Below are 26,443 nucleotides of genomic sequence, written 5' to 3' on the forward strand. Positions count from 1 at the left end.
AGGGCGAGTATTACTTTGGAGGTGAGGAAATAAATAATAATCAGGGTGGAGCTTGCAATGAGTGGTGAGGTTTCTTCAATTCCGTCTGAATTGGCTGCGTGGCCAGGCCATACCGGCAATTGGGGCCGCTGGCCCAACGACCGGGGCACTCTCAATCTTCTGACACCCGAGGTCACGCGTCGCGGCTTGGCAGCTTCCACATCTGGTCAGGTCATTAGCTGCGGAAGACCCTTGTCCCTCGATGATGTCGGCCGGAGCACGCCGGGCGCATCGGTGGAGATGATGACCGCTGGCGATCTGAAGATCGAAGTTCAGTCCGCCAAGGATCAGATGTCGTTTCGCACGCACGGTCTGCTGAATACTCATATCGATGCCATCAGCCACTATGGCTATCACAATTACGGTTTCAACGGCGCGAAGTTCAGCGACTACGTCACCGTGGAGAACGGCTCACGCCGCTGGGATATCGCCGGCGCCGGCCCGATCGTGACACGCGGGATCTTCATCGATGTCGCGAGAAAGCGCGGTGTTGAATATTTTGAGCCGGGCGAAGCCGTCATGCCAGAGGAAATAGCCGACGCGGTCGAACTTCTCCTCCCCGGCGACGCTATCGTCATCCGGACGGGCGCTACCTTAAAACGAGGCACGGCACCGGATCGGGAAGACGACCCGCATTATACGAGAGACCCTCACGAGGGAATGTTCTGTGCCGGCCTCCATCCGGATTGCGTGGAGCTATTCGGCAGGAAGGACGTGTCGGTCATTGCGACCGACACACCGAACGAAAGGCTTCCGGTACCGCGGCCGACCCTCTGCCGCTCGCCGGTTCACGTGCTCGCCCTGACGATCTACGGGATCCACCTGATTCACAATATGAACCTGGAACAGGTTGGCGAAGTTTGCGCGACACAATCGCGCAACTCGTTTCTGTTTATGGTCAGCCCGTTGAACGTTCCAGGCGCGACCGGTTCGCTGGTCGCTCCTGTCGCCGTCCTCTAGACGGCTTCACATATCGCTGAATCGGATGCGGTTTCCGAAGGAGGAGTTCGGAAACCTGCGTCTTCGTATCTATCGAAAAGCGGAACTTTCCCCTTGTGTTGCAGGGAGCGTGAGGCGGCCGACTAAGACTAAACATCGATAGAATAACAAGGGAGGAAGCAATGAGACGTTATCTTATCTATGCAGGCCTGTTCGTGCTGATGATGGTGAATTATATCGACCGCGTAAACATGTCAGTCGCCATCGGCCCGTTAGCCAAGGAGTTTAACCTCACGCCGGTGGAGATCGGCTATCTCTTCTCCGTTGCCGTCTGGAGCTATGCCATTCTGCTCATTCCGCTGGGGATGGCCGTCGATAAGTGGGGTGTCCGCCGGGTAACCGGTATTTCGGTTACGATCTGGTCCCTCGCGGGCATTCTGACTGGCGCGGCGACCACCATGCCGCTCCTTCTGTTCTCACGATTGCTGCTCGGTGCCGGTGAATGCGCCACCTATCCTGCGGGGGGCAGGGTTGTCAGCGAATGGGCGCCCAAATCCGAGCGCGGCATCGCGACGGCCTTTCTGAATTGCGGCGCTTATGCCGGGCCTGCTGTCGGTGCGGTGCTCGTCGGGTTGCTGGTCAGCTATTTCGGATGGCGCGTATCCTTTTACGTTACCGGCATCATCGGCTTCGCGTTCGGGATCATCTGCTTTTCTTTCTACCGCCAGCCCGAACATGCAACCTGGCTTTCCGTCGAGGAGCGCACACGCGTTCTCAACGAGAGAAATGATTCTGACGATAGCGCGCGTATCAGCCGCCTTCAGGCATCGGATAGTAAGGGGGAGAACGGGCAAATTCAGCGGCTGAAGGTTTTGCTCGGCAACCAGACCATATGGGCCCTCTTTATGGTCGAGGCCTGCATAACCTATACCTGGTCGATATTCCTAACATGGCTGCCGTCCTATATTCAGTTTGCCACCGGCGTCGATGTTATGAAGACGGGCTTCTTTACCGCAGTGCCTTTCGCGTTGGCGACTTTGCTTGTACTTGTGCTGAGCTGGCTGAGCGATCAGCAGGTCTCATGGCTTGGCGGAAAGAACCGTCGGGTTCTCCTCTGCGCCACGCTTATCCTATCCTCAGTCATTCTGGCGGCACCCTTGGTGACATCGACCGTCGCGATATTATCGCTGGTGACGATATCACTTACCTGTGTTGCAACCGCGATCTCTCTCAATATCACTCTGACGAACGACGTTTTGCCGGATCGCTCCTATGCAGGTCTTGCAGTAGGATTCGTGATCCTCGGAGGCAATATTGCCGGACTCTTGGCGCCGATCGTGACCGGTTACATCGTCGGTCAGAGCGGAAACTATTCAAATGCCTTCATCGTTTCCGGCGTGCTGATGTTTATTGGCGCAATCATCTCCGTGTTGTTCATGAGCCGCCCCGTCGTGCTGAACGAAAAGGCATACGCCTGAGTTGGAATGCTAACGGAGGCCGGATGACAGCCCGATGTTTGCGCGTTGGCTCGCAGAAGCTCACTCGCTGCAAGGCACTAATACCAGGTGGGATTTCGTAATCGGGGCGTTCCCACAATGTGAACCTTGTCGTTCGCGACCTCGATGCGCCAAACGATGGCGGGTAGGTGATCACGCCGATAGCCCGCCATCATTTTGAGGGTAGGAAAGGTTGGATTTCGCGCGGCCGTGATCTGCGACAGTCCGTCCAGCGAATGCGGCGGTTTCTGCTGCGAGGACTACGACATTGCCGCCCGGGCGGACATGACAGATAAACTCTTCGTTGGCATTAAAGCCTATGCGCTGAACTCTGACGAGGCCGGGCGGCTTTGGAACCTCTCGAGCGAGTTGATCCAGTCGGGAGCACCATGAATGTGCCCGTGGTTATAGCTTCAGGAATTGTTCCTCGCCGACAACGCGAGCCACGAAATCCATGACGGCACGGATCGGCTCGGCGTTGCGCAAGTCGCGATGGACGACGATCCAGATGTCCCGCGAAAAGGCCGGGCCGTCCCGATCAAGGCGCATGAGATCTGGATCTGCTTCGCCGAGAAAGAGCGGTAGGCCGGCGACGCCGACACCGGCGCGAGCGGCGATCAGATGTTCGCCGATATAGTTCAGTTCGCAGACAACGGAACGGTCAGCAGCAATGCCGAGCAGCCATTGCTGCTGCGGCATCTCGGCATAGGTCTGATCGAAGGCGATGAACTGCCAGCGTTCCGGCGCGGACAGATGGACGTAGGAGCGGTGTGCGTAGAGGCCGAAGGGCATCGCGCCGATCTTTCGTGTCACGCTGCCTGTTTCCTTCGGCCGAACCAGCCGCACCGCGATATCGGCTTCCCGACGGCTTAGCGAGATCTGTTCTCCCTGAGCCGCGAGCGAGAGGCGGATGTCCGGGAAATCTTCATGGAAACGGGCAAGGTGGCGGGCAAGGAGTGGCGCGACCAGGACCGGCGGCGCGCTGAGCGCGACGCGGCCGACAAGAGGGGCGTGCGCGGCTTTCGCCAGCCGGGCAATTCCGTCCGCCTCGGCCATCATCGCGGCCCCGCGCTCGCGCACGGCCTCCCCGATTGTGGTCAGACGGCAGGCGCGTGGCAATCGGTCGACCAGACGAACGTCGAGTGCCGCTTCCAGTGCAGCAAGCCGACGGCTTACCGTCGCGTGGTCTACTTTCAGCGTGCGCGCTGCTCCGGAGAGGGTTCCAGCCTCGGCTACGGCCATAAAATGGCGAATGTCTTCCCAATCGATCATCTGTGCGAATTCTCAAGGATCACTGGCAGATATATCGAATTTTCGCGGAGAAGGCACGCGCTTAGTCTGGATGCTGAAACAGGTTTCCGCGCGTCACGCCCAAACGCCAATCGTTGGCCGAACGACAGCGCGGAACGCAGTCCAGAAAGGCGAAACATCATGTTAGTCCAGCGTCTTCGTGTCGGCATCATCGGCGTGCAGCCCGGCCGGAGTTGGGCGGCGCGCTCCCATATTCCGGCGTTGCAGGCACTCTCCGACACTTTCGATATCGCGGGGATCGCGAACACCAGCCGGGCGAGCGCCGAAGCTGCCGCTGCGGAGACCGGGATCGCACGGGCATTCGACAACGCGGCCGAGTTGATCGCAGCGCCCGATGTCGACATCGTCACCGTCGCGGTGAAAGTGCCGCCGCATTTCGAGCTCGTGAAGGCGGCGATCGGGGCAGGCAAACACGTCTATTGCGAATGGCCGCTCGGCAATGGCATGGCCGAGGCGGAGGAGATGGCTGCGTTGGCGCGCGCGAAAGGCAGTGTCGGCGTCGTGGGCACGCAGGCGCCCTTCGCGCCGGAAATCCAATATCTTAAGCACCTTGTCGCGGACGGCTTCGTCGGGGATGTCCTGTCCACGACGATCGTTGCCTGGGGTGGCGCCTTGCAGGGGGGCGGAACGATCCCCGACAAGAAGACCTATGGATATCTGTTGGATCGCGCCAATGGCGCCACCATGCTGACGATCCCGGTCGGTCACACCTTGTCGGCGCTGACCAGCGTGCTCGGCACAGTTTCAGCGATTTCCGCCGTACTGGCGACCCGGCGCCCTACGGCGCGGGTTCTCGATACGGGGGAGGTTCTTCCCGCGACCGCGCCGGATCAGGTTCTCGTATCCGGTGTTCTGGCAAACGACGCGCCTCTGTCGCTGCATTTTCGCGGAGGCGCACCACGCGATGGCGACGGCCTCTTCTGGGAGATCAACGGCACGGAAGGCGACATCCGCGTTTCCGGCTCTTCCGGCCAAATGCAGATGGTCCAGCTCTCTCTTCGAGGCTCGAGGGCTGAGGAAAAAGTCTTTCGTCCTTTGGAGGTGCCGGAGAGCTATCGCAACAGTTGGCCGGAAGACGTAGAAGTGGGAAACGTTGCCCGCGTCTATACCGCGATGGCGCACGACCTGCGTCATGGAACACGCACGACACCGCGCTTCGAGGACGCCGTGGCCCTCCATCGCATCATCGATGCCATCGAACGGGCTGCTGAAGGCGGTCGTCGCATATTGCTCTAGGCGGTACGCCAATGCCATTCGCCTCAACGAGTCATGGTCTGCGGTCCGCGCGTCTTCCATTCGTCCCAGTTCTGCGGCCCGTCAGGGCGGCAACATGCAAGCCGGCCGTTATCCCAAAGAATTCATCATAGAATTTCCAAACCAGCGGCATAAGACGGCCCCATGGATTGGATCAATCCTTGAAAGCTCTGCGCTCAAGCTACGGAATGATGGCCCGCGTGCACCTCTTCGCTTCGAATGCTGACGATGATCACCACAGCGTCCCGGCCGGCAGTTCAAACTCTATCGAGGACCGAGATGCCATCTACGGTTCAAGACCTACCCATACAGTTATCGACTTCCGTTGCACAAAAGTCAGTCGGAACTGGACCTGTTCGAAGGCGCCTCGGGATAAAAGCGATCTGCTAGGGGAAGGCAAGCCGCACCGAGTGCTGCTGCTTTGCGCGTGTGAGAGCCTTCCCGAACGATGAGCGGCGTCGAGCTCCTCCCGTCGATTTCGCCAAGCAAAGTGCGTAATAGGGCGCACAGACGGCTGATATACTCGCTCGAAATTGCGCCGTCGACGATTACGGCAGAATAGCTGACAACTGCGGACGCCGAATAAGTCGCAAAGGCAATCCCGCGCGCCAGCAACTCCAGGTCTTTCGATAGGAGTTTCTTTTTCCGCACGACAGAGGCAAGCGATCTCAGCGGAACCATTTTGGCATCGGCGTTTGGCACGAGAACCTTTCCCAGGTTCGCACCGGAACCATCTCGCGAAAAATGGATTCGACCGTCGTGGACCAAGCCGCCGCTGACCGACTCGTCAACAAAAACGTACACAAAATCGGACAGTCCGCCACCCAGGCCGTAAATCTGCTCAGCACTGCAAGCAGCGACCGCATCATTGGAAACATAGGTCGTTACGCCAATGTCCTGACCAAAGGCTGCAAAGGCATCATCGATCTCAAGCCACGACGCGGGGTCCGAACCCATCCGCAAGGCACCCGATGCAATTGAAGCCCCCAGGCCCTGGATGCGGGCATTTCGCTCAGAATTGAAACCCGTTCGAATCTCTTCGACGGCCTGTCGAGCAAACGCTATAACGTCCGAAAGGTTTGCCGTGCCGCGCGCAACGGATGTTTCCGTTATCACATGTCCCGTGAAATCGACGAGCGCAAGACAAGCTTTCTTTGTCCCGACGTGAAGGCCGAAAAACATCGCTCCCTGCGGGTTCAGTCGCAATGGCACATAAGGCTGCCCGACCCTGCCGCGTACCGGGTTGCCGGCGATCAGGAGACCTGCCTCGATGAGGCTCCTTGATATCACCGAGGCGGTTTGCGCAGTTAAGCCCGAGAGCTCTGCGATCTGTGCCTTTGAGAGTTCGCCGTGGGAACGGATCAGGGACAGGACGAGCCGTTCGTTGGCTGCACGCAGCGCGACGTGGTTGGAACCGGGGCTGACGACAACGCTTTCGAACGGCAATCGCCGCAATACTGTTGCCCCTGGAATATGCCCTGTCACCCTCTACCGCCTATTTCTATCGAATGCTGAGTTGGGATTATTAATCCACAGTGACTTATCTATTGACGTTCGCGCGAGGTCAAGTTTTAGTCGGCGTTTTGTTGCGAGGATTACAGTTTGACCCGACAGTGGATAACCTCCTGGACCGCGGCTCCGATGACAGCCTGGGGGCCCGACGCGCCATTATCAGGCTTCTACGGCCAAACCGTTCGTGAGATTGCTCGTTTAACTCTGGGTGGAACACATCTCGTTCTGCGCTTCAGCAACGAATTCGGTGCGACACCGATAACGCTTGACGCAGTCCATGTTGCGCGAGCGGGTGAGGGTGGGCGCGTCGAGCCGTTGACGACGCAACCGGTAACATTTGGCGGCGTCGGAACGACGAAAATCTATCCCGGTGCTCCTTGTTTCAGCGATCCGATTGAGATGGCGACCAGCCCGCTTTCGCGCGTTGCCGTCAGCTATTACAGTTCGGGTTTCGTGCCGGTGACTACCCATCACTTGGAAGCGCAACAGACGGCGTATATTTCGGTGCCTGGCAACTTCGTCGGCGCCGAGCAGATTATCGTTCAGCAAACGACAACGAGCCACTACCTGCTCTCTTCCATCCAGACCCATTCGGTTCCGCAGGCGCGGGCGATCGTTTGTATCGGCGATTCCATAACGGACGGCTTCTGCTCGTCTGTCGATACCGACCGGCGCTGGCCAGATATTCTTGCCGAAAGGCTCCAGAACGTACCCGAGTTGCAGAACGTCGCTGTGCTCAATCAGGGTATTGGCGGAAATCGCCTCTTACACAGTCGGCGCGGAGACCTATTGCTGGCGCGGCTTGATCGCGACGTCTTCAGCCTTAGAGCTGTATCGCATGTCATCCTCCTTGAGGGCATTAACGATATCGTCTGGCCCAATACGGTTCTGGCCGGACCGGAGGAGGCGGTGTCTGCCGCGGAGATCATCGCCGGTCTCAATCAGGCCATCGCAAGGGTCAGACTGGCGGGGCCGAAGATCTGGCTTGGAACGATAACCCCGTTCGAAGGCACCTTGCCGCGATTGCCGCATGGTGGCTATTACACGCTGGACAAGGAACGCATCCGACAAGCGGTCAATCAATGGATTCGAACGAAAAGCGGAGCCGACAGTATCCTCGATTTCGACACGGTGTTGCGCGATCCCTCTCATCCTGCGCGGCTGCTGCCGGAGTATGATTCAGGTGATCATATTCATCCGAACGATGCCGGCTACCGGGCGATGGCGAATTCGGTCGACCTCTCCCTGCTTCGATAAAAATTAAGTCAGACTGAATTAGTTATTGACATGCGGCGCGGATAGAGAGGAAATGTAGAGGCCGCTGGAGGAGCGCGCCCGAGCGAAGGAGGATTACATGCCAAACCAACCGAAGTGTAAGCTGTTGATGCGCCTAGCCCTGTCAACTGCAGCCAGCCTTGTGCTCGCCGGAGCGCCGCTCAACGCCAGTTTTGCCGCACCGCTAAAATCGATTTTGTTCGTAAATCCGCTTCCACAATATCCAGCCTGGCGGTTGATCGGCGATTGTATTGCTCAGGAAGCGAAGGCAAAGAATGTTGCGGAAACGGAATCAGGCCCAACCGGTGCCCTGAACGCAACCGTGATGATCCAGCAGATCCAGCAAGGCATCGCAAATTCCCCTGGCGCCATCATCACCTTTCCGGCGAGCGATGGCTTCGCACCAATTCTTCAGCAGGCCCGCGACGCCGGTATCAAGACGGCAACGCTTTATGGCGCCGGCGGCAAGGCCTCCGGCGCTGACGTGAATGTCGGCGCAAACTTCGGCCGGGTCGGAGAGATATTCGCAGAGGCGATAGCAGAGCGCGACGGGGAGCAAAATGTCGGCCTCATGGTGCAAGGACCCACGGGAGTTGGAAAAGCGTTTTCCGACGCGTTCACAGCGGCTGCAGCCAAGACAAAGAATGTTAAAGTGGTCGCCGTCATTTACACGAACGATGATCCCGCGAAGGCTCTCGATCAAGCCAATGCATTGCTGACGGCGCATCCGGAGATCAACGTCATCGCTTCGCACATGGGAACGGCGACGCAGGGCGCAACCTCAGCCATTCGCGCGAAGGATCTCGTCGGGAAGGTAGTGTTTGTTGCCAATGGAACCGCGGGCGGGGGCCGTGAAGGACTTGCGGACGGCACTGTCTACAAATTGATGCTTCAAGACCTTTGCACCGCCGGCAAGCAGGTCGTGGACTCGGTGGTCGATCTCCATGATGGCAAAACAGTCCCGGAGCAACTTGACGTTGGCGTGCAGATGTTCTCCGCCGATGGGGTTCAGGCCTATCTCGACAAGGGCTGGCAATGAGTGGTTCTTCGCAGCGACTAGGGAATGTTTCCTCTATGTCAGGGACGCCGGCTCTGGAACTCAAGGCGATCTGCAAGTCGTTTGGCCAGGTACGAGCGCTCACCAATGTCGATATCGCTGCCTTTCCGGGCGAGGCGCACTTCATCGTCGGGGACAATGGTGCAGGAAAATCAACGACATTGAAAGTGTTGGCAGGGATCCACCAACCCGATGCCGGTGAATTGCGGATCAACGGCGTTGAAACCAGCATGCGCGATGCATCGCAAGCGCATCGACACGGCATCGCTGTCGTTCACCAGGATTTGGCCCTGGTCGAATGTCTCGACATTGCGACCAATATGGCGCTCGGGGCAATCCCGCGAAAAAGGCGGTTCATTCTTGATCGCAGAAGAATGGAGAGAGAGGCGACAGAGGTTCTCTCCGAGCTCAAGATCCGGGTCGGTTCTGTTCGAACCCAGATCGGGTTGCTTTCGGGGGGCGAACGACAGATCGTTGCGATAGCGCGAGCGGTACGCATGAATCTTCCAATCATTCTCCTGGACGAGCCGACAGCTGCGCTTGGTGTGCGCGAGACCGCCCATGTCGGCGAAATCCTTGACGAGCTTCGAGGTCAGGGAAAGACTGTCATCTGTATCAGCCACGATCTGGAATTCGTCTTTGCCCACGCGGATCGCATCACCGTCATGCGGCTAGGGAACACTGTCGCAACCTGCCTGCGCGGTGCGACGAGCCGCGACGAGATCGTCGGCATGATTACAGGGACGATCACAGCTTCCACAGCCAACGCGGGTACGCAATGACGATGACCGTAACTGACAACGATGAAACACGCAGGCGTCGTTTTTCCGCTGAAACGTTCCTACGCTCAGAACTGACGCTTATTCTCGTCATATTGGCGATTGCCATCGCCACGTCGCTCCGCAATCCGAATTTTCTAAACGTCGGAAACCTTACTGACATTGTCCGGGCTGCTGTCATCTACTTCGTGATGGGATGCGGGGCATCGCTGCTTATGATTGGCGGCGGTCTCGATTTCTCTGTCGGCTCGGTATTTACCTTAGGGGGTATTTCGGCCGCCTGGCTGATGCAGGTTGCCGGGGTTCCGTGGCCATTGGCTGTTCTGGGCGGTCTGGGTATGGGTGTAGCCGCCGGCTACATCAACAGTCAGGTCGTTGCGCGCTTGCACGTGCCGCCGATCATCGCGACACTTGGGACATATTTCATCATCACCGGCCTTTGCGTGCAGATTACCGACGGCCAGGACATCGTGCCGCTACCCAAAGACTTTCAGCATCTGGGTCAGGGCTCCTTTTTCGGCCTGCCCTTCATCGCGATGTATGCCGTCATCATAGGCCTGATCTTCTGGTTCCTGCTTGAGCACACACCATTCGGGATCGAGGTCAGGGCGGTTGGCGGCAACCGGAAGGCCGCTGTTGCCAACGGGCTTAGGGTCGCGCGTATCGAGACGGTCCTCTACGTGCTGGGCGGCGCGGCTGCCGCGCTGGCCGGCATCATCTACGCCGCGCGCGTTGGCAGCGGCCAGGTCTCTGCGGGCGGGGCAAACGTCACTCTCTCCGTCGTTACCGCTGTCTTGATCGGTGGTATTAGTCTCCTGGGGGGCCTGGGAAGCATAACTGGCGTTGCCGTCGGAGCGATATTGCTATCGGAAATCGACAACGCGCTGATCGTCGCGGCAGTTCCGCCTCAGTACAACACCATCGTGGTCGGTGTTATCTTGATCGCTGCGGTTGCCATCGATCATGTCCGTCGCGAGCGCCTCTACAAGGTACGTCGATGAAGCAAGCTCATGAGGGCGCCGTTCCCGAGATATGCCGGCTGCCCGGGACGTTTTCGCATGATGGACTGGACACAACGGCAGTGCAATTGCGCAGCAGCTCTCTGACCTTCGTCCTGGCGATAGATGCCAGAAGGTTCGAATGAACCATCGCAACCTCTTTTTGCCATAGCGAAGCGTCCGGCGTCGATGGTCTGGTAAGGGTGCGCATCGTCTCGCGCGAGAGCCATGCACGTCTAATCTTGCGACGTATCATCTCGATCGTTATACTGTTTTTGGGAAACAGTATAACGCCGGACCGAACTTATGAAGTCCATCGACCTCGTGTATCAGACGATGCTCGCCGAGCTGGGTCAGCGTTCGCTCGACGCCGCTTGGACGGCCGATTTCCCCCCGGAGGGTCGGTTCACCCGGCAAACATCAAGGGGCGCAAATACTGGTACTTCGACATTCCAGATGGGCATGGTGGTACGAAACGTCGTTACGTCGGCTCTGCTGATGATCCGGATATCGCGGGGCGTGTAGCTGATCATAAGCGAGACAAGGACGATCTACGCGCTCGTAGGCGCTTGGTAAATACCCTGACCCGCGAAGGCGGGATGATCGCCCCTGACGCCATGTCGGGCGACATCGTCGAGGCTCTTGCCGATGGCGGTCTTTTTCGACTCCGGGCTGTTCTCATCGGCACGGTGGCCTTTCAGTGCTATTCGGGGCTGCTGGGCGTCCGCCTTCCCATGGCCGCGATCCTGACCGGCGATGCGGACATCGCCCAGGACTATGCCATCAGTCAGGAGGTTGAAGACAGTCTGCCTCCGATTGTTGAGCTGCTGCAGGGCGTCGACGCCAGCTTTCGGCCAGTTGCGCATCGATCGGGGTCGGCCGCCTCTTCGGCGTTTCAAAATACCGACGGCTACCGGGTTGAATTCCTGACGTCGAACCGTGGTTCGGATGCCTACATCGACCAACCGGCGAAGATGCCCGCCCTTGGGGGCGCCAGCGCGGATCCACTGCGCTTTCTCGACTTTCTCATAAGGGAACCCGTCAGGACAATGCTGCTCCACCGAAGCGGTGTCCCAGTCGTCGTCCCTGATCCATCCCGGTATGCGGTCCACAAGCTCATAGTCGCCAGCTGCCGGCATACTGACAGCCAGGGGCTGGCGAAGCGCGAGAAGGACGTTCGTCAAGCTGGCCTGCTCTTTGAAGCCTTGCAGCAGACAAGGCAGTCTGCCGATTTGGCGCTCGTCTACAACGAAGCCTGGGAGCGCGGGCCTGCGTGGCAAATAGGTATTCGAACGGGGGCGGGAATGCTGCCGGCACAAGATGCCGAGCGGTTCAACACGGTCCTGATCGAGGGCGCAAAGAAAAACCGCGAAGAAATTGAACTTCCTTTTGGAGAATAGGCTGTCGTCCGCCTTGAAAGCTAAGCAGTTGAGTTGATTCGAAGTGGCGGAGACAAATAGGGTGCCGGGAGTTCAATTTCGCTCAAGGCCAAACTGGTTGCCCCATCATGCCGGAAAACGTAGACGGCACTGGTTATCTTCGATTATATGCCCGTCAAGTTAATTAACTGCTCGACGATTTCGGTGTTGATAACATCGTTACACTTTTGGCTGGCTTGTGCCTCATTCCAAGTTCCTCCGAAATCGCCCTAGCGGCTGCAACTACGCCGATGTGCCACTCTTTTGATAAATTTGATTCATACTGCGCGATCGTCCCGGTGATGCCAACGCTCCCTGCAACAGCGCCATACGCATCGAATACCGGCGCTGCAAGCCCGTAGACGCCCTCGTGCCATTCTCCTGCGGTGAGCGCGAACCCCTGCGTACGCACTTTTTCGAATTCGGCGGCCAACTCGGCTGGCTCACAAATCGTCTGGGATGTATAGCGTGTCAGCTTGTCAGCGAACATTGACACGTCGATCATTCGATTGGCCAAGATGACTCTTCCTGTCGCGTTGGCCCAAGCAGGTGCTCGACGCCCGATGCGGTTAAAGACGCCGATTGGCTGGTCGCCGGTGATTCGATCCATATAGAGAACTTCCATCCCGTCCAGGATCGCAAGCAGTGCCGTTTCGCCGGTATCTTCGCTGAGTCGGACCAGATGCGGGCGGGCGACCTGCGGAAAATCGAGCTGTGATATCGCCTTCACGCCGAATTCCCACAACTTGGTCGTCAGCGTGTAACGTCCCTTGGCTCCTACCTGGCGGACATAGCCGAGCTCGATAAAGGTGCGCAACAGCCGGTGGACGTTGCTCTTGCTAAGGCCGAGAGCCGCGACGATTTCATGCAGGTTTTTGGGCTCGTCGCATCCGGCAAGATATTCAATCAAGGTCATGCCCTTGGCGATGGTCGTGTCCATTCGTCTCTCCCCCCTGCCATTGTTAGCAAGGCCTCCGTCGTGAGGCCAGAGAGCCCCGAAACGCCAATACGTCTCAAGCTCCCGCAAAAAATGCCTAATCACCGCAAGGATATGAGCAAGTCAGTTGACAGACAAAGAGCCATACGGTTTAAATAGTGATACGTTGTTCTGATATTTAGAACTACTTGTCAAGTGGAGGAGGACAATATGCAGAAAAAGTTAAGCCGCAGCCTCGCTTTCGGGGCAGTGGTTGCCGCGGTCATTCTGGGGAGTGGATCGGCTAGTGCCGAGGTAAGCAAGGAGCTGATCGCCAAGGCCAAGGCCGAAGGTGAGGTGGTCTGGTACACGACGATGGTCGTCGATCAGGTCGTTCGGCCGGTCGCCGCGGCTTTCGAATCGCAATATGGCATCAAGGTAAGTTTTGTAACTGGCGGCTGGCGCGATGTGGCTCTGCGAGTCTCAAACGAGGCGAAGGCGGGCAGCGTCAAGGGCGATGTTTACGATTCGTCGGAGGCGCTTGGCGCCATGCTGCCAGATGGCCTAGTCGAGGCATATCGCCCGCAGAGTGCTGCGAATTTTCCTGACGATCTGAAAGACAAAGACGGCTATTGGACAGCTGCGATCATGCAGCCAATGGTGGCCGCCGTAAACACCGACATGGTCGAAGAGGCCGATTACCCGAAAACCTTCGAAGACCTTCTTGATCCCAAGTGGAAGGGCCAGATGGCCTGGACCAACAACCCGACTCTGAGTGGCCCGGTCGGCTTCATCGGTGCGGTTCTTGAAACTATGGGGGAAGATAAGGGGATGGACTATCTGAAAAAGCTTGCCCAGCAGAAGATAGCCAATGTCCCGAGCAATCAGCGTGTCGTGCTCGACCAGGCAATTGCCGGCCAGTACCCGCTGGTGCTCTCGGTCTACAATTATCACGTTGCGATTAGTCAGGATAAAGGCGCGCCCATCAAGCCGATCCATCTCGATGTGAGCCAAATGAACACCGGCATGGCCGGCATGCTCAAGGGTGCCCCTCATCCCAATGCCGCCAAGCTTTTCCTGGAATATTTCTATTCGGAAGCCGGCCAGAAGATCGCCGCGTCTGCGGGCTACATTCCCGTCAGCCCAGACGTAAAAGCCAAGCATCCGGAGCTCAACCCGTTGGCTGGCAAATTTAAGGTGATCAGCTTCAGTCCGACCAATGTTGGAGACAAGCCGGCCCATTGGCTGGACATTTACAAGACGCTGTTCGAATAGCTCTGATCAGAGAGTATGCAGGGGGCGTAGAGCCCCTTCTTTCCACATCCAAATATTATGGGAGATCGTCCCGTGCTCAGCCTGCGCAAAGGCCAGACCCTGGGTCTGGTCATGACCAGCCTATTGTGTCTGCTGGTTCTGCCGCCGCTCGTTATGTTAGCGCAATCCGGCTTCACCTCACATGCTTCCGGGGAGGGGACACGCGTCACGCTCGACAACTTCCGCCGAATTTTCGAAGGCAATGCTCTTGTCAGTTCAGGGATCAATTCGATTCTCTTTGCGACCGCTACCACCGCAGTCGCCTTATTGTTCGGCGGCATTCTCGCCTGGCTTGTCGAGCGCACGGACGTGCCGTTCAAACCGCTCGCTTATGTGACGACCATCATCTCGCTTGGAACGCCTTATGTTCTCTACGTGGCAGCGTGGTTATACCTGTTGGGCCGCGGCGGACCGTTCAACGACTTCTACAGATCCTTCATCCAGCCCGGCGTGTCACCTTTCAACATCAATACGCTTCCTGGGATGGCCCTTGTCGAGGGTTTTTTATGGTCACCGTTGGTGTTCCTGCTTCTGTCGTCGACATTTCGCGCGGCCAATGCCGATATGGAGGAGGCAGCCCGGATGTCAGGTGCAACCGTCTTCCAGGCTATTCGACGAATTGCATTGCCGCTCGCATGGCCGGCGGTTTCGGCTCTGGCGATCTTTATCTTCATCCGCAGCATCGAATCCTTCGAAGTTCCAGTGCTGATCGGAATGCCTGGCAATATTGATGTTCTGACCACGGAAATCTACCGACGGCTGGATAACGCACCCCCAGATCTCGGCTATGCTAGCGCCTTTTCCATTCTGCTGATCATATTCCTAACGATCCTGCTTTATTTTTACGGCAATATTGCCAAGAAAGCAGAGCGCTATGCCAGTATCACCGGTAAGAGCTTTCGTCCGCGCCAGCTCAAGCTCGGCGGATTGCGCTGGGTTGGCGGCGTCATCATCTTGTTCAACTTTCTGATGATTCTGCTTTTGCCGCTTCTTGCTATGTTGTGGATGGCGATTACTCCCTTTACTCGCCCCATGCGCTGGGCATCGATGAAGAATCTGACACTCAACAACATCACGAATGTATTGAGCGACCCCTACTACTATCACCTGGCTGGCAACACGCTGCTCGTTGCCGCAGTCGTCGCGACAATCACAATGGCTCTGACTTTCTTCTGCGGCTGGCTCACGGCCCGCAGCAGATTCGGGGGTAGGGCAGTCGAACAACTGACGTCGATCACTCTGGTGTTCCCCGGCCTGGTGCTCGGCGTGGCTGTGTTGCAGATCGGCCTGGCAATCCCGCTGCCGGTCTATGGCACCCTTTGGATTCTCGGCCTCGGTTTCCTGATCCGCTATCTACCCTATGGCATGCGCTATTCCTTCGCCGGCGTTCTTCAGGTGCAGAATGAGTTGGAGCAGGCGGCGGAAGTCTCTGGAGGCTCGCGTGGCGAGATCATGCGCAAGATCGTGGCGCCGCTCGTCATACCATCGCTGGCCTCGGGCTGGTTGTTCATCTTCCTTCTTGCCTCTAAGGAAATGACCCTGCCGCTGCTGTTGGCCGGACCAAACTCCCAAGTTGTGGCCGTAGCGATGTTCGACCTCCTCAACAATGGGCAAAGCGCCGCCGTCGCAGCGCTCGGACTTCTATGGTCAGGGCTGATGACGGTTATCGCGATCGGCTTCTACGTCGTTTCGCGCCGTCAGAGCCAGTCAACATTCGGAGCCTGATACTCATGTCTTCCACGGAAACGATGCTGGAACTCGCCAGCGTTCAGAAACTCTATGCACCTCAAGCCAATGGTGGCCCGGTGGGCGGCGTCCATGCAAGCAGCTTCACCCTCGACAAGGGAACCTTCTTCTCGTTGCTCGGGCCGAGTGGCTGCGGCAAGACTACAACGTTGCGCTGCATCGCCGGCTTGGAGGAACCAGATTCCGGTATTATCCGCATTGGCGGCAATCTGGTGTTCGATGAGAAGTCGAACGTCTCGGTGCCGCTCAACAGGCGTAATATCGGCATGGTCTTCCAGTCCTATGCGATTTGGCCGCATATGGACGTCTTCGAGAATGTCGCATTTCCATTGCGGGTCGCCAAGGACAAACGCCGTGGCAAGGACGAGATCGGTCGAATGGTCAACGAGGCCCTCGAGACTGTGGGTCTCGGCGGTTACGCCGATCGGCCAGCGACGCGTTTGTCTGGCGGTCAGCAGCAGCGTGTTGCCCTCGCCCGCGCGATCGTGCGCAAGCCGAGCCTATTGCTTCTCGACGAACCGCTGAGCAATCTCGACGCATCGCTGCGCGAGGAAATGCGGGACGAACTGCGCCGCCTGCAGCAGAATATTGGCGTCACCACCGTCTACGTCACCCACGATCAGTCGGAAGCGTTGGAAATGTCAGACCAGATTGCTGTCATGGAGCACGGTAGAGTGGTTCAGCTAGATACTCCGCGCAAGATCTATCGCCAGCCGAGCTCACGTTTCGTCGCCGAGTTTGTCGGAACATCTAACTGGATCGATGGAATTCTAGCTGGCCGTGAGAGCGATTTGATCGCGCTGCGTCTTGTAGACGGCCGCGTCGTGTACTGCAAGGATCTGGCTGTTGCTGCGCAAGGCAAAGCGCTGCGAGTGGCCTTGCGGCCGGAGGCTATCGCCATATCGGCCGCCGACAGCTCCAAGGACGCCTTACCGCCGGGCACGAACCGGCTTGAGGGCGTGGTGACTTTTGCGGGCTTTGTCGGAAACATGATGCGCTATCGCATCGACCTTAACGGTTTTCAGATCCAGGCATATGCACCACCACAATCGCCTTTCGACCTTGGCCAGAAGGTCACCCTGACCTTTGCCGCCGGCGATGCCATTCCGTTCACCGCGACTGCCTGATCCTCCGCTCATTTTCAAGAAGAGAGTTGAATGATGTCCGAAACCAATACCCGTATCATCACTTGCGCAGTCACTGGCTCCGGCCTGACGCCGTCAATGTCGCCCTATTTGCCAATCACCCCCTCCGAAATTGTCGAGCAAGCGGCAGAAGCGGCGCAAGCCGGTGCGGCGATCTTGCATCTTCATGCGCGCAATCCGGAAGACGGCCGTCCCACCAATGACATTGCCATATGGCGCGAGATCGTTCCCGCCTTGAAGGCGAGAACCAATGCCATCATCAATATGTCGGCCTCACTCGGTTCAACGGCGGAGGATCGCCTGTCCGGCGTGCTCGACGTTCGTCCGGACGTCGCCACTGTGATCGTCGGTTCGATGAACTACGGCATTTTCCGCAAGGCGGAGGCGCTGAAGGCGACTGAATTCAAATACGATTGGGAGCGCGAATACTTCTTCGGTGGACGCAGCTACGAGATCGTCACCCAAAACACTTATGCCAAGATTGCCCGTATGATCGACATCCTCGTCGATCAAGATATTGGCATTGAGTTCGAATGCTACGACGTGGGCGACATCTATGCGGTCGAATATCACGTCAATCGCGTCGGTGGCCTCAAGCGTCCGCTCTACGTCCAGTTCCTCACCGGCATTCTCGGCGGCATCCAGTCCAATATAGAACATCTGCTGCACATGAAGCAGACGGCCGAAAAGCTCTTCGGGAAGGATTGCCATCTTGCGACCCACGGAACCGGGCCGGACAACATGCGAGCAGCCTGCTACGGCGCTCTAATGGGAACGCATGTGCGTATCGGACAGGAAGACAATGTCCAGGAGCGTCCAGGCGTGCTGTTCAAATCCAATGCCGAACAGGTCCGCAAGATCGCGCGCCTCATGGACGAGTTCGCTCTGACGCCGAGCCCGGTTGCCGAAGCACGCGCTACGCTTGGCTTCTGACCCTTTCGCGAGCCGGCCCGCAGTTTTTTACAGGACATTTCCATGACTGATAATACGTCCACCTATATTCGCGATATCCGTAAGCCTGGCACCTTCGCCGTCCTTCCGGCTGCCTGCGATTCCCACTGCCACATCTTCGGCCCCGGCCATAGCTTCCCCTATGCGCCAAGCGTCACCCCGCCGCCGGATGCCGGCAAGGAGGCGATGTTCAAGATGAACGCGACGATCGGCGTTGAGCGCCGCATCATCGTCCAGACCGTCAATCATGGCTACGATCATAGCGTGGTGATCGATGCGTGGCGGGCAAAGCCGGAAACGACGCGCGCCATCGCGCTCGTTCCGCTCGGAGTGTCCGACGAGAAATTGCGCCATCTGAACGATCACGGTTTCCGCGGCGTCCGTTTCCATCTGACAGCGAACCTTGCCGGTGGTGAGACGCCCGACGCGATCCTCGCTTTCGCTCAGCGCCTAGCAAAGATCGGCTGGCATATTCAGCTCCATATTGACGAAGCGGGCCTTGAGGCGGCCGAGACCATGATCGCCGCATCGCCGGTCGCCGTGGTGCTCGATCATCTAGGTTATCCAGATGCTTCTAGGGGGCTCGATCAACCGGGCTTTCAAAGAGTGCTGAAGCTTATGGGCAAAAATCGTCACGTCTGGGCTAAGACGAGCGGTGTCGAGCGAGCTTCGCGCCAAGGCTATCCCTATGAGGATGCGTGGCCATTTGCGCGCACACTCGTTCAGAACTTCGGCGACCGTGTGCTTTGGGGCACCGACTGGCCACATCCCAAGGTGTCAGGCGGCGCGCCGGATGACGGTCTCTTGATGGAACTCGTAGCCCAATACGCACCAACTAAGGCGGAGCGTCAGGCACTGCTAGTTGACAACCCCGACCGTCTCTTCTGGATCGGTGTCTAAGGAAGGTAAAGACGATGGCAATTTTAGTCACAGGTGCGAATGGCTATGTGGGATCTTCGTTGATCCGGCAGCTTTTGGGACGTACGTCCGATCCCGTGGTCGCTCTGGACATCGTGCCCGAGCCGACGCGGCTTTCCGGGCTTCACGATCGCCTGACCTATATCCAAGCGGATGTTGGGGACCTTTCGGTAATGCTCTCGACGATCATGAAACATCGGATCAAAGAGATCTATCATCTCGGCGCGATGCTAAGCTCTATGTCTGAAACACAGCATTGGAAATCTTACGAGACCAATGTTGGGGGCACGATGCAGCTGTTCGAATTAGCTTCTTCGTGCGGGCTGAAGAAATTGTTCTTCGCCAGCAGCCGAGGAACCTTTGGACGTACGCCCGACCGCGTGATTGGCGACAACTCGCAGCAGATTCCGACGCATTTCTACGGCTGGGGCAAGCTCTACTGCGAGGGCGTTGGCCGTTGGTATCGGGACAACAAGGGTCTCGACTTCCGCTGCTTGCGTTATCCGACCGTTGTCGGCAGTGGAATTCGCACTGCTGGTCATTGGGCGCCGGCGATGATCGAAGACGCCATCTCCGGCAATGATCATCAATCGGTCTACGGCAATGCCGGTAGTGTTGGCTTTTTCCTACATGTTGATGATGCAGCCCGCGCGACCCTGGATTTGATGGAGGCGCCCGCTGGTCTGGTTAAGTCTTGCGTCTATAATGTCTCAGGTCTGCGCGAGCCCACGACGGCAGCGATGCTGGCTCAAAGACTTCGTGAACGCTTTCCTAACATCGATATTGCGCTCGCAGGTCAACGCGACAGTACGCATGAGGTTGCCTATGATGAATTCCGTGACGAAGGCGCGCGCGCGGAATGGGGCTGGATGCCGCAATTCGGAACACTCGATGCGATAGTTGATAAGTTCCAAGCGGATGCTAGCTGATACATAACTCGACTGAATGTTTTCCAAGAATCGACGCATCTCGCAGTGCGTCGATGATGATTATCGCTGTCTCTCCGCGATGCTCGGTCCGAGTCGGACTGGGCAGAAGGTTGTAGCCTGGAACCCACCGCTTCGCTCATGCGCGGATGTGCCGACGAAGGACGCGCGTTTTATGGCAAGCTCGCAGGTAGCTCCATGCTAGAAATATTGTAAGCGTCGTGCTACATAAAGCCAAATTTTGTAGCGCGAAGGTCTCAGATGCCCACCCCCACATCAACCATAGGCGGCCGTCAGGCGAGCTTTGCGAAAGCTCGCCGCGGATAGGATACTCGGCGTCGACGTCAGCTGCCGATGGCAGTGGTAGCAGAGCGAGCATTCACCTCGCGTTCGACCCTGCAAAAAATCGAGGCGGGCGACACGAATGTCAGCATCGGAATCTATGCAGGCGTCCTCCAGGCATTAGGTCTACTCGACGGGCTGACCCAGGTTGCTGACATCAGCAACGACAGTGTCGGCCAGGCGCTTGCCAGCGCTGACCTGCCAAAGCGCGTTCGCTTGAAATCCGCGTCGGGATCGTCTCGCGATGGCTGACTTCGAGGTTCATATCGACCTTGCTGGAGATACGTACCGGATCGGACTGGCGCGGAGCAATCGCATCCGCGGCTCTGAGACCATATTATTCGAGTATGACCATACCTGGCTGAAGGATCCTGATCGCTTCTCGCTGGAGCCCGCGCTCGCATTGACCCGAGGGGCCTTCGCTCCGCCGGCAGGTTTGGCAACGTTCGGGTCGATCGGCGACTCTGCTCCCGACACCTGGGGGCGGCGGCTCATGCAACGCGCCGAGCGTCGCAGCGCGAAACGCGAAGTGCGAGCTGTTCGCACCCTCGCCGAAAGTGACTACCTGCTGGGCGTTGCCGACGAAACCCGTCTCGGCGCGCTTCGATTCCGGTGGGTCGGGGAGGAGGTGTTCCAGGCTCCGATCCAGACCGGTGTCCCGGGCGTCATCGAGCTTGGTCGGCTTCTGCAGATCACCGAGCGCATTCTGCGTGCCGAAGAGACAGACGAAGACCTCCAGCTCATTTTCGCTCCCGGTTCGTCATTGGGCGGAGCACGACCGAAAGCCTCGGTCGTCGATCAGCAGGCCATCTTTCAATCGCCAAGTTTCCGAAAGAGACCGACGAATACAGCATGGAGACCTGGGAGGAGATCGCCCTTCGGCTCGCCGACCAGGCCGGCATCGCCACTCCACAACACGAGCTGATAGAAGTGGCCGGCAAAGCCGTCATGTTGTCTCGTCGCTTCGACCACAACGGTGCCATTCGCATTCCATTTCTGTCAGCGATGGCGATGATGGGTGCCAGGGATGGCGAGCGCGGCAGTTACCCTGAAATCGTCAATACGCTCGCCGAGCACGGCGCGCAAGGAAAGACCGATGCGCACGCTCTCTATCGACGCGTGGTGTTCAACGTGCTGATCTCCAATGTCGACGATCACTTGCGCAATCACGGATTCTTGTGGCTGGGAAAAGCGGGTTGGTCATTGTCGCCGGCCTACGATCTCAATCCCGTCCCGACCGATCTCAAAGCTCGGGTGCTGACCACCAATATCGATCTCGACGAAAGCACCTGCTCGCTCGATCTCCTGCAGGCTGCATCGGAATATTTTGTGCTCTCGCTGGGCGGTAAGGCCCCTGTCGTTCGTCTGCACGTACATGGCCAGGATAACGGGTTGCAGGTTCACACCCCTTCAAGGCGAAGAGGGTTTTGGTCGTTGTGGCCCAATTCCAGCCCTTTACGCACTATTCGCCTCTAGCGACTGCTATCCCTACAGAGCTGACCCTCGTCTCAATTCGTAGGTAGTGTGCGCGCGGATAATTTATTTCCGTCAGGATCGCGAAGATACGCAACGAATGAACCGTTCGGGCGCTCGGCGGGTGGGCTCTCGATCGCTGTGCCCCCATTGGTGGTGCCTGCTGCGTGCCAAGCCAGAACATGGTCAGGACTCCCAGCGGCGATGCCGATGGTCCCACCATTGGCCACGGTCGCCGGCTTGCCGTCGATCGGTGTCGTAACCATCAGCCAACTGCCCTCATGAGCATAGATCAGCCTGCCTCTCGCATCCATTTCGCCGGGTTTTCCTCCCAATGCAATGAACGTGGCGTCGTAGAAGGCTCTGGCACGCTCCAAGTTGTTGCTTCCGATCATGACGTGGGTGAACATGTTCCATCTCCAGTGGGTTAGCCAACCTAACCTAGCCGTTGGTTCGTCGCAAATCGCCCGAATTGTGGCACCTGGTAAGACGTTTTTCGATGCCGCCGCCTGTGAAAAATGCGGGTCTGCCAAGATGACCGCGATGGCAATACATGATAATTCTTCGAAGATGACGCAACATGAAACCGCCGGAACGCCCGAGCAATTCGACATGTTCGCCGATGGGTCCGGCATGTCAGCGCTGCGCCCCGGTACCGAGTTGCGCGTAAAGCGCCCGGCCAGCGCACCTATGACTGAAGATGAGATGGTGGCGCATCTTACCGGGACAGGCCGCCATCGCATCCTGCAAAAGCTTGAGCCACGGCAGGTCGCACCTTTTCTCCCGCCTGAGTTCCCGTTCAAGTGCATCATTCTCGACACGGAAACGACAGGTCTCAACCACCGCAAGGACGAAATCAGGGTCATCGCATTCAGCTTCGACGAGCAGGGCGCCATTGGCGATGTTACTGGAATTTACAGTGGTCTGCAGCAACCGAGTGTTCCCATCCCAAACGAGATTACCAGGCTTACCGGCATCACCGATGAAATGGTGGCCGGTCAGAGTATCGACATGCGGGCGGTGTGGTCGTTGTTCGACATGGCCGATCTGATCATCGCCCATAATGCCGGCTTCGTCCGTCCTTTCTGCGAGTCGTTCTCGCCGGCATTCGCTGCCAAGGCCTGGGCCGGCTTGAATTCCGAGATCGATTGGTCGTCGCGCGGGTTCGAAGGGACGAAGCTTGGCTACCTGGTGGGACAGGCCGGTTTTTTCCACGATGGCCATCGCGCCGTCGACGACTGCTTCGCACTGCTGGAAGTCCTTGCCCGACAGGACGCTGCTCATCCTACGACGGCATTCGCCGAACTTCATAGGGCGAGCCAGCGATCCCGTGTCCGCATTTATGCAGAGAACAGTCCATACGATTACAAGGATCTTTTAAAACACGCGGCTATCGTTGGCCCGATGGAAGCGAAGGTCAGCCGAAGTCCTGGTGGATCGAGGTAGACGAACCATACCTTGAGGCTGAGCTACGCTACCTGCGAACCGAAATTTATCAGTATCCGGAAGCTGATCCACCGACAAAGCATCTCACGGCCTTCGACCGGTTCAGGGCCTGACCACATCACCACGGCTCGCCTTGGCTTCTGTCGCCGGATGCAGCGTTCGCCACCTCCTGCGTGAGTTTCAGCAGACCAAGGGACACATACCGATGCGTTACGTCCAGATGCAGCGTATGGAGCGCGCCAAAGACATGTTGGTACAACAAGAAAATCGATCACCGGCATCGCCCTTGAATGTGGCTTCGGACATGTCCAGCACTTTTCCACGGCTTTCAAAGAAGCAACTGGAATGACGCTAAGGGAATGCCGTCAGTTGACGTCGAACGTGTAATCGCGGCGGACTGATCAGCAGGCTCACGCATGCGGGCTAACTTCTCATATCAAGAGCGTAAGCTCCTAGATTAAGTTGACCGCCTTCGTGAGGGCTGGCCTCAACTTCTGCAATATTGGCGACCGATCTATCGCCGCATTAGTTAGTCCCACAGCCGAGTCGTCGCGAATGTGATCGGGCAGACTGTCCTGCTTGCGGTGCTTCCAGCCCCTGCCGCTTCCTAAGCTTTTCGGCCCTGCAAAATGGAGGCATTCTCAGTCTTTCCCCCAGCTGTTGGTGTCTTTTTTGGCTCCGAAATGGCGCCAATAAATGACGGTTGCCTGAGCTCCTATACATCGTTGTCCATTTCGGCAAATCGGCGAAGCGCCTCGATGTTTCGGATCGTGATTACCCGGTATCCCGAAGCAAGCCAGCCTTCCGCCTCGAACCGCTTCAAGGCAGCGTTCACATGCTTGCGCGAGGTATTGGCCATGAAACCCAGTTCCGTCTGCGAGATCGGAATTGGTTTGCCTTCGACAAGATTGACGCGCCTGAGCGCCGACGCAATTCTCTGATCCGCGCTTTGTTTCTGAACGTCGTAGAAAGCGCGCACGAGGATATCGAGATTAATGAGCAGAATCTGGGCGAAGCGTCTTACGACGGATGGATCTTCCCGCTCCATCTGGTCCATCGCCTCAAGCGGCAGATGCATCATCCAGGTTTCGACCGCCGCCTGCATACCGACGCGGCGAGGCTGGCGGCTCAAATAGGGACCTTCACCAATCCAGCTCCCCGGCGTGCCGACATGAAACAACCTCGGTACGTTGACCGGGGGAGCGGTCGTTACCATGACCGCCCCCGCAACGAGGCCGTAGACGCCGCCTAGCGGGTCACCCAGGCGATAGATCACATCGCCCGAAGCAAACTTAACGAGCGATGCCCTTCGCAAGACTTCAGCCCGAAACTTTTCTGGCTGCATGGACAGCCAGCCTGACGTCGCGAGCACATCCCTGGCCTTAGCCAAACCAACCAAGCTGCTCCCCCGGATATCCTCAAGCCTTTGCCGACAGATTGTTGACCCGATGTAGGGCTGACCTATGCAATCACGAAAATGCACTGAATGCAGAGAGAAAATGTCTTCCCGAGAATTTTTTCCGCTTTGTAACGCGGGTGACAATCCCGCTCCCTGAAAGCGGCTATAGGGCGTATAACGAGCCTACCGGGAGTAGCAGATGCATTTTCAGCGCGACTGAGGATGACCCTTTACTCGCTCATCGCATGCCAAGGGAAGTCGTCCTGATCTATCGACCCGTCGGGGAGAATGTCGATATGAAGCATGTTTCGCACACCATATGGATCGTCGCGGCCGCTGCGCTTGCTGCGTCGGGCGCTTTGGCCGCGCCGCAGACAATCGACACCCGGATCGGAAAACTGTCGTTCGAACACGGGCTGCCGACGGAGAAATCGGTCACAAGGCTCTTCAACGAGATGGATTTCCAGCGAGCCGTCCAAGCCTATCTCTGGGCTCTGCCGATCGTGAGCCAGGTCCAGGCGAAGATCGCCCAGAAAGAGAACACCGGAGCGGAAGACGGCGATGTCGGCATCTACGAAGGCTATCGCGGCGTGAGCGTCTGGCTCACCGCGAATGCGACGACGCCCTACATCATCGGCTTCTACGACCTCTCGACGCGGGGACCGGCCGTGCTCGATATCCCGGCCGGCGCAATTGCAGGTTCAGCGATGGATTTCTGGCAGCGCCCCTTCACCGATTTCGGGATCACCGGCCCTGATGGCGGCAAGGGTGGCAAGTATCTGGTCGTGGGACCTGGCCAGGAAACGCCCGCCGCCGTCGAGGGCTACACTGTCGTCCATTCGCCTACTTTCAATTTCGGTTATTTCTACCGCGCACTCGATACCGATCCGGCAAAGGCGGAGGCGATCGCTACCGGGGTGAAGGCCTATGCCTATGCTCAGCGCGACAATCCGCGGCCGACGCGATACCTGCGGCCACCGGCCGGCACGAAGCTTATGCTGACTATCCAGCCGCGTGGGCTGGAATATTGGCAGCAGCTCGCCGACATCATCGAAAAGGAGCCTGTCGAAGAACGCGACCGCTTTTTCCTGGCGATGCTGCGCCCGCTCGGGATCGAGAAAGGTAAGCCATTCAAGCCCGATGAGCGGCAGAAGAAGATCCTGCTTGACGCCGGGCAGCTCGGCGAAGCCATGGCCAAAGCCAATTCCTTCGACAAGCGCTTTCCAGGCTCCCGTTACCGCGAGGACGCGCATTGGGACTATGTGCTGATGCTCGATCCGGCGCAGGACCTGCCGGGTTACAGCCAGCTCGACGAGCGAGCCGCGTATTTCTACGAGGGCGTGGCGACCTCGAAGGGCATGGTGAGCCAGACGCCGGGTGTCGGCCAGGCCTATCTCGGTAGCTATCGGGACAAGGCCGGCCACGCCTTCGACGGTGCGAACACATACCGGCTCCGCATCCCGGCCAATCCGCCTGCAAAACAATTCTGGTCGCTAACGGTCTACGATCTCGATACCCGCACGCTCATTCAGAGCAGGCAGCAGATCGCCGACCGATCGTCCCGCATGGATATCGCAGCGAATCCCGATGGGACCGTGGATATCTATGTCGGTCCGAGGGCGCCGAAGGGCGCCGAGAAGAACTGGATTCCGAGCGTCCCAGGCAAGGCCTGGTTTGCCTATGTGCGGCTGTACGGTCCGACCGAGGGATATTTCGACAAGAGCTGGCCGCTGCCGGATTTTGAGAAGGTGAACTGACCGTCGGTTGCGATAGGCGACCGCGTGGCGGG

General features: G+C 58.0%; 20 protein-coding genes and 4 pseudogenes. 19 read left to right on the forward strand and 5 right to left on the reverse strand.

The genetic code is table 11. The features are described 5' to 3' along the window. Positions 1-45: 45 nt before the first annotated feature. Both GR212_RS26575 and GR212_RS26580 read left to right on the forward strand, forming a co-directional pair. Complete coding sequence (locus tag GR212_RS26575; RefSeq protein ID WP_163991183.1) at positions 46-999, forward strand: cyclase family protein; 954 nt, start codon at positions 46-48, stop codon at positions 997-999. Between the two features lie 200 nt (positions 1,000-1,199). Then, complete coding sequence (locus GR212_RS26580) at positions 1,200-2,456, forward strand: MFS transporter (RefSeq protein ID WP_246725987.1); 1,257 nt, start codon at positions 1,200-1,202, stop codon at positions 2,454-2,456. Positions 2,457-2,879: 423 nt separating this feature from the next. Here the strand turns inward: GR212_RS26580 and GR212_RS26585 are convergent, their stop codons facing one another. Next, a complete protein-coding gene (locus tag GR212_RS26585) occupies positions 2,880-3,746 on the reverse strand; it encodes a LysR family transcriptional regulator (RefSeq protein ID WP_163991187.1) in 867 nt (288 codons plus the stop codon). A 159-nt stretch (positions 3,747-3,905) separates the two neighbouring features. On the opposite strand from GR212_RS26585, the gene GR212_RS26590 reads away from it, so the two are divergent. After that, positions 3,906-5,021: a Gfo/Idh/MocA family protein gene (locus GR212_RS26590; RefSeq protein WP_163991189.1), complete on the forward strand. Its 1,116-nt coding sequence runs from the start codon at positions 3,906-3,908 to the stop codon at positions 5,019-5,021. A gap of 354 nt (positions 5,022-5,375) precedes the next feature. Here GR212_RS26590 and GR212_RS26595 read toward each other — a convergent pair whose 3' ends face one another. Beyond that, the gene (locus tag GR212_RS26595) at positions 5,376-6,524 is read right to left on the reverse strand and encodes an ROK family protein (protein WP_163991191.1); all 1,149 of its coding nucleotides are present in this window, start codon (positions 6,522-6,524) and stop codon (positions 5,376-5,378) included. Positions 6,525-6,680: 156 nt separating this feature from the next. Between GR212_RS26595 and GR212_RS26600 the strand changes: the two genes are divergently transcribed. From GR212_RS26600 to GR212_RS26620, 5 genes and pseudogenes are all read left to right on the forward strand, one after another. Beyond that, positions 6,681-7,808 carry an SGNH/GDSL hydrolase family protein gene (locus tag GR212_RS26600; RefSeq protein ID WP_163991195.1) on the forward strand — a complete coding sequence of 376 codons (1,128 nt, stop codon included), beginning with the start codon at positions 6,681-6,683 and terminating at the stop codon, positions 7,806-7,808. A gap of 97 nt (positions 7,809-7,905) precedes the next feature. Continuing rightward, the gene (locus tag GR212_RS26605) at positions 7,906-8,865 is read left to right on the forward strand and encodes a sugar ABC transporter substrate-binding protein (protein WP_163991197.1); all 960 of its coding nucleotides are present in this window, start codon (positions 7,906-7,908) and stop codon (positions 8,863-8,865) included. Next, a complete protein-coding gene (locus GR212_RS26610; RefSeq protein ID WP_204326776.1) occupies positions 8,862-9,665 on the forward strand; it encodes an ATP-binding cassette domain-containing protein in 804 nt (267 codons plus the stop codon). The genes GR212_RS26605 and GR212_RS26610 overlap by 4 nt, the downstream gene beginning before the upstream one ends. Next, positions 9,662-10,663, forward strand: a complete 1,002-nt coding sequence (locus GR212_RS26615; RefSeq protein WP_163991199.1) for an ABC transporter permease — start codon at positions 9,662-9,664, stop codon at positions 10,661-10,663. The genes GR212_RS26610 and GR212_RS26615 overlap by 4 nt, the downstream gene beginning before the upstream one ends. Before the next feature lie 303 nt (positions 10,664-10,966). Further along, positions 10,967-12,060 (forward strand): annotated as a pseudogene (locus GR212_RS26620) (nucleotidyltransferase family protein). 163 nt (positions 12,061-12,223) lie between these two features. Here the strand turns inward: GR212_RS26620 and GR212_RS26625 are convergent. Further along, on the reverse strand, positions 12,224-13,018 hold the full coding sequence (locus tag GR212_RS26625; protein ID WP_163991202.1) for an IclR family transcriptional regulator: 795 nt from the start codon (positions 13,016-13,018) through the stop codon (positions 12,224-12,226). Positions 13,019-13,225: 207 nt separating this feature from the next. Here GR212_RS26625 and GR212_RS26630 point away from each other — a divergent pair, with 207 nt between their 5' ends. From GR212_RS26630 to GR212_RS37255, 8 genes and pseudogenes are all read left to right on the forward strand, one after another. After that, on the forward strand, positions 13,226-14,269 hold the full coding sequence (locus GR212_RS26630; RefSeq protein ID WP_163991203.1) for an ABC transporter substrate-binding protein: 1,044 nt from the start codon (positions 13,226-13,228) through the stop codon (positions 14,267-14,269). A gap of 72 nt (positions 14,270-14,341) precedes the next feature. Further along, entirely contained in the window at positions 14,342-16,033 is a 1,692-nt protein-coding gene (locus GR212_RS26635; RefSeq protein ID WP_348643542.1) for an ABC transporter permease, read from the forward strand. Positions 16,034-16,056: 23 nt separating this feature from the next. Next, on the forward strand, positions 16,057-17,181 hold the full coding sequence (locus GR212_RS26640; protein WP_163991205.1) for an ABC transporter ATP-binding protein: 1,125 nt from the start codon (positions 16,057-16,059) through the stop codon (positions 17,179-17,181). 30 nt (positions 17,182-17,211) lie between these two features. Further along, positions 17,212-18,132: a 3-keto-5-aminohexanoate cleavage protein gene (locus GR212_RS26645; RefSeq protein WP_163991207.1), complete on the forward strand. Its 921-nt coding sequence runs from the start codon at positions 17,212-17,214 to the stop codon at positions 18,130-18,132. Between the two features lie 42 nt (positions 18,133-18,174). Then, a complete protein-coding gene (locus GR212_RS26650) occupies positions 18,175-19,050 on the forward strand; it encodes an amidohydrolase family protein (RefSeq protein WP_163991209.1) in 876 nt (291 codons plus the stop codon). A gap of 14 nt (positions 19,051-19,064) precedes the next feature. Next, positions 19,065-19,997, forward strand: a complete 933-nt coding sequence (locus tag GR212_RS26655; RefSeq protein WP_163991211.1) for an NAD-dependent epimerase/dehydratase family protein — start codon at positions 19,065-19,067, stop codon at positions 19,995-19,997. Positions 19,998-20,348: 351 nt separating this feature from the next. Continuing rightward, complete coding sequence (locus tag GR212_RS26660) at positions 20,349-20,588, forward strand: helix-turn-helix domain-containing protein (RefSeq protein WP_246725970.1); 240 nt, start codon at positions 20,349-20,351, stop codon at positions 20,586-20,588. Beyond that, positions 20,581-21,812 (forward strand): annotated as a pseudogene (locus tag GR212_RS37255) (type II toxin-antitoxin system HipA family toxin). Before GR212_RS26660 ends, GR212_RS37255 begins: the two are co-directional and overlap by 8 nt. Before the next feature lie 32 nt (positions 21,813-21,844). On the opposite strand, the gene GR212_RS26670 reads toward GR212_RS37255, so the two are convergent. Beyond that, the gene (locus tag GR212_RS26670) at positions 21,845-22,219 is read right to left on the reverse strand and encodes a VOC family protein (RefSeq protein ID WP_163991213.1); all 375 of its coding nucleotides are present in this window, start codon (positions 22,217-22,219) and stop codon (positions 21,845-21,847) included. A 223-nt stretch (positions 22,220-22,442) separates the two neighbouring features. On the opposite strand from GR212_RS26670, the pseudogene GR212_RS26675 reads away from it, so the two are divergent. After that, positions 22,443-23,368, forward strand: a pseudogene (locus GR212_RS26675) (3'-5' exonuclease). Between the two features lie 20 nt (positions 23,369-23,388). Then, positions 23,389-23,642 (forward strand): annotated as a pseudogene (locus GR212_RS37805) (helix-turn-helix transcriptional regulator). A gap of 328 nt (positions 23,643-23,970) precedes the next feature. Here the strand turns inward: GR212_RS37805 and GR212_RS26690 are convergent. Further along, the gene (locus GR212_RS26690; RefSeq protein ID WP_246725971.1) at positions 23,971-24,798 is read right to left on the reverse strand and encodes a Crp/Fnr family transcriptional regulator; all 828 of its coding nucleotides are present in this window, start codon (positions 24,796-24,798) and stop codon (positions 23,971-23,973) included. A gap of 152 nt (positions 24,799-24,950) precedes the next feature. Between GR212_RS26690 and GR212_RS26695 the strand changes: the two genes are divergently transcribed. After that, on the forward strand, positions 24,951-26,411 hold the full coding sequence (locus GR212_RS26695) for a DUF1254 domain-containing protein (protein ID WP_163991217.1): 1,461 nt from the start codon (positions 24,951-24,953) through the stop codon (positions 26,409-26,411). The last annotated feature ends 32 nt before the right edge of the window (positions 26,412-26,443 follow it).

Origin of the sequence: Martinezella lusitana (assembly GCF_010668395.1) — a bacterium.
Classification (GTDB): Bacteria; Pseudomonadota; Alphaproteobacteria; order Rhizobiales; family Rhizobiaceae; genus Rhizobium; species Rhizobium lusitanum_A.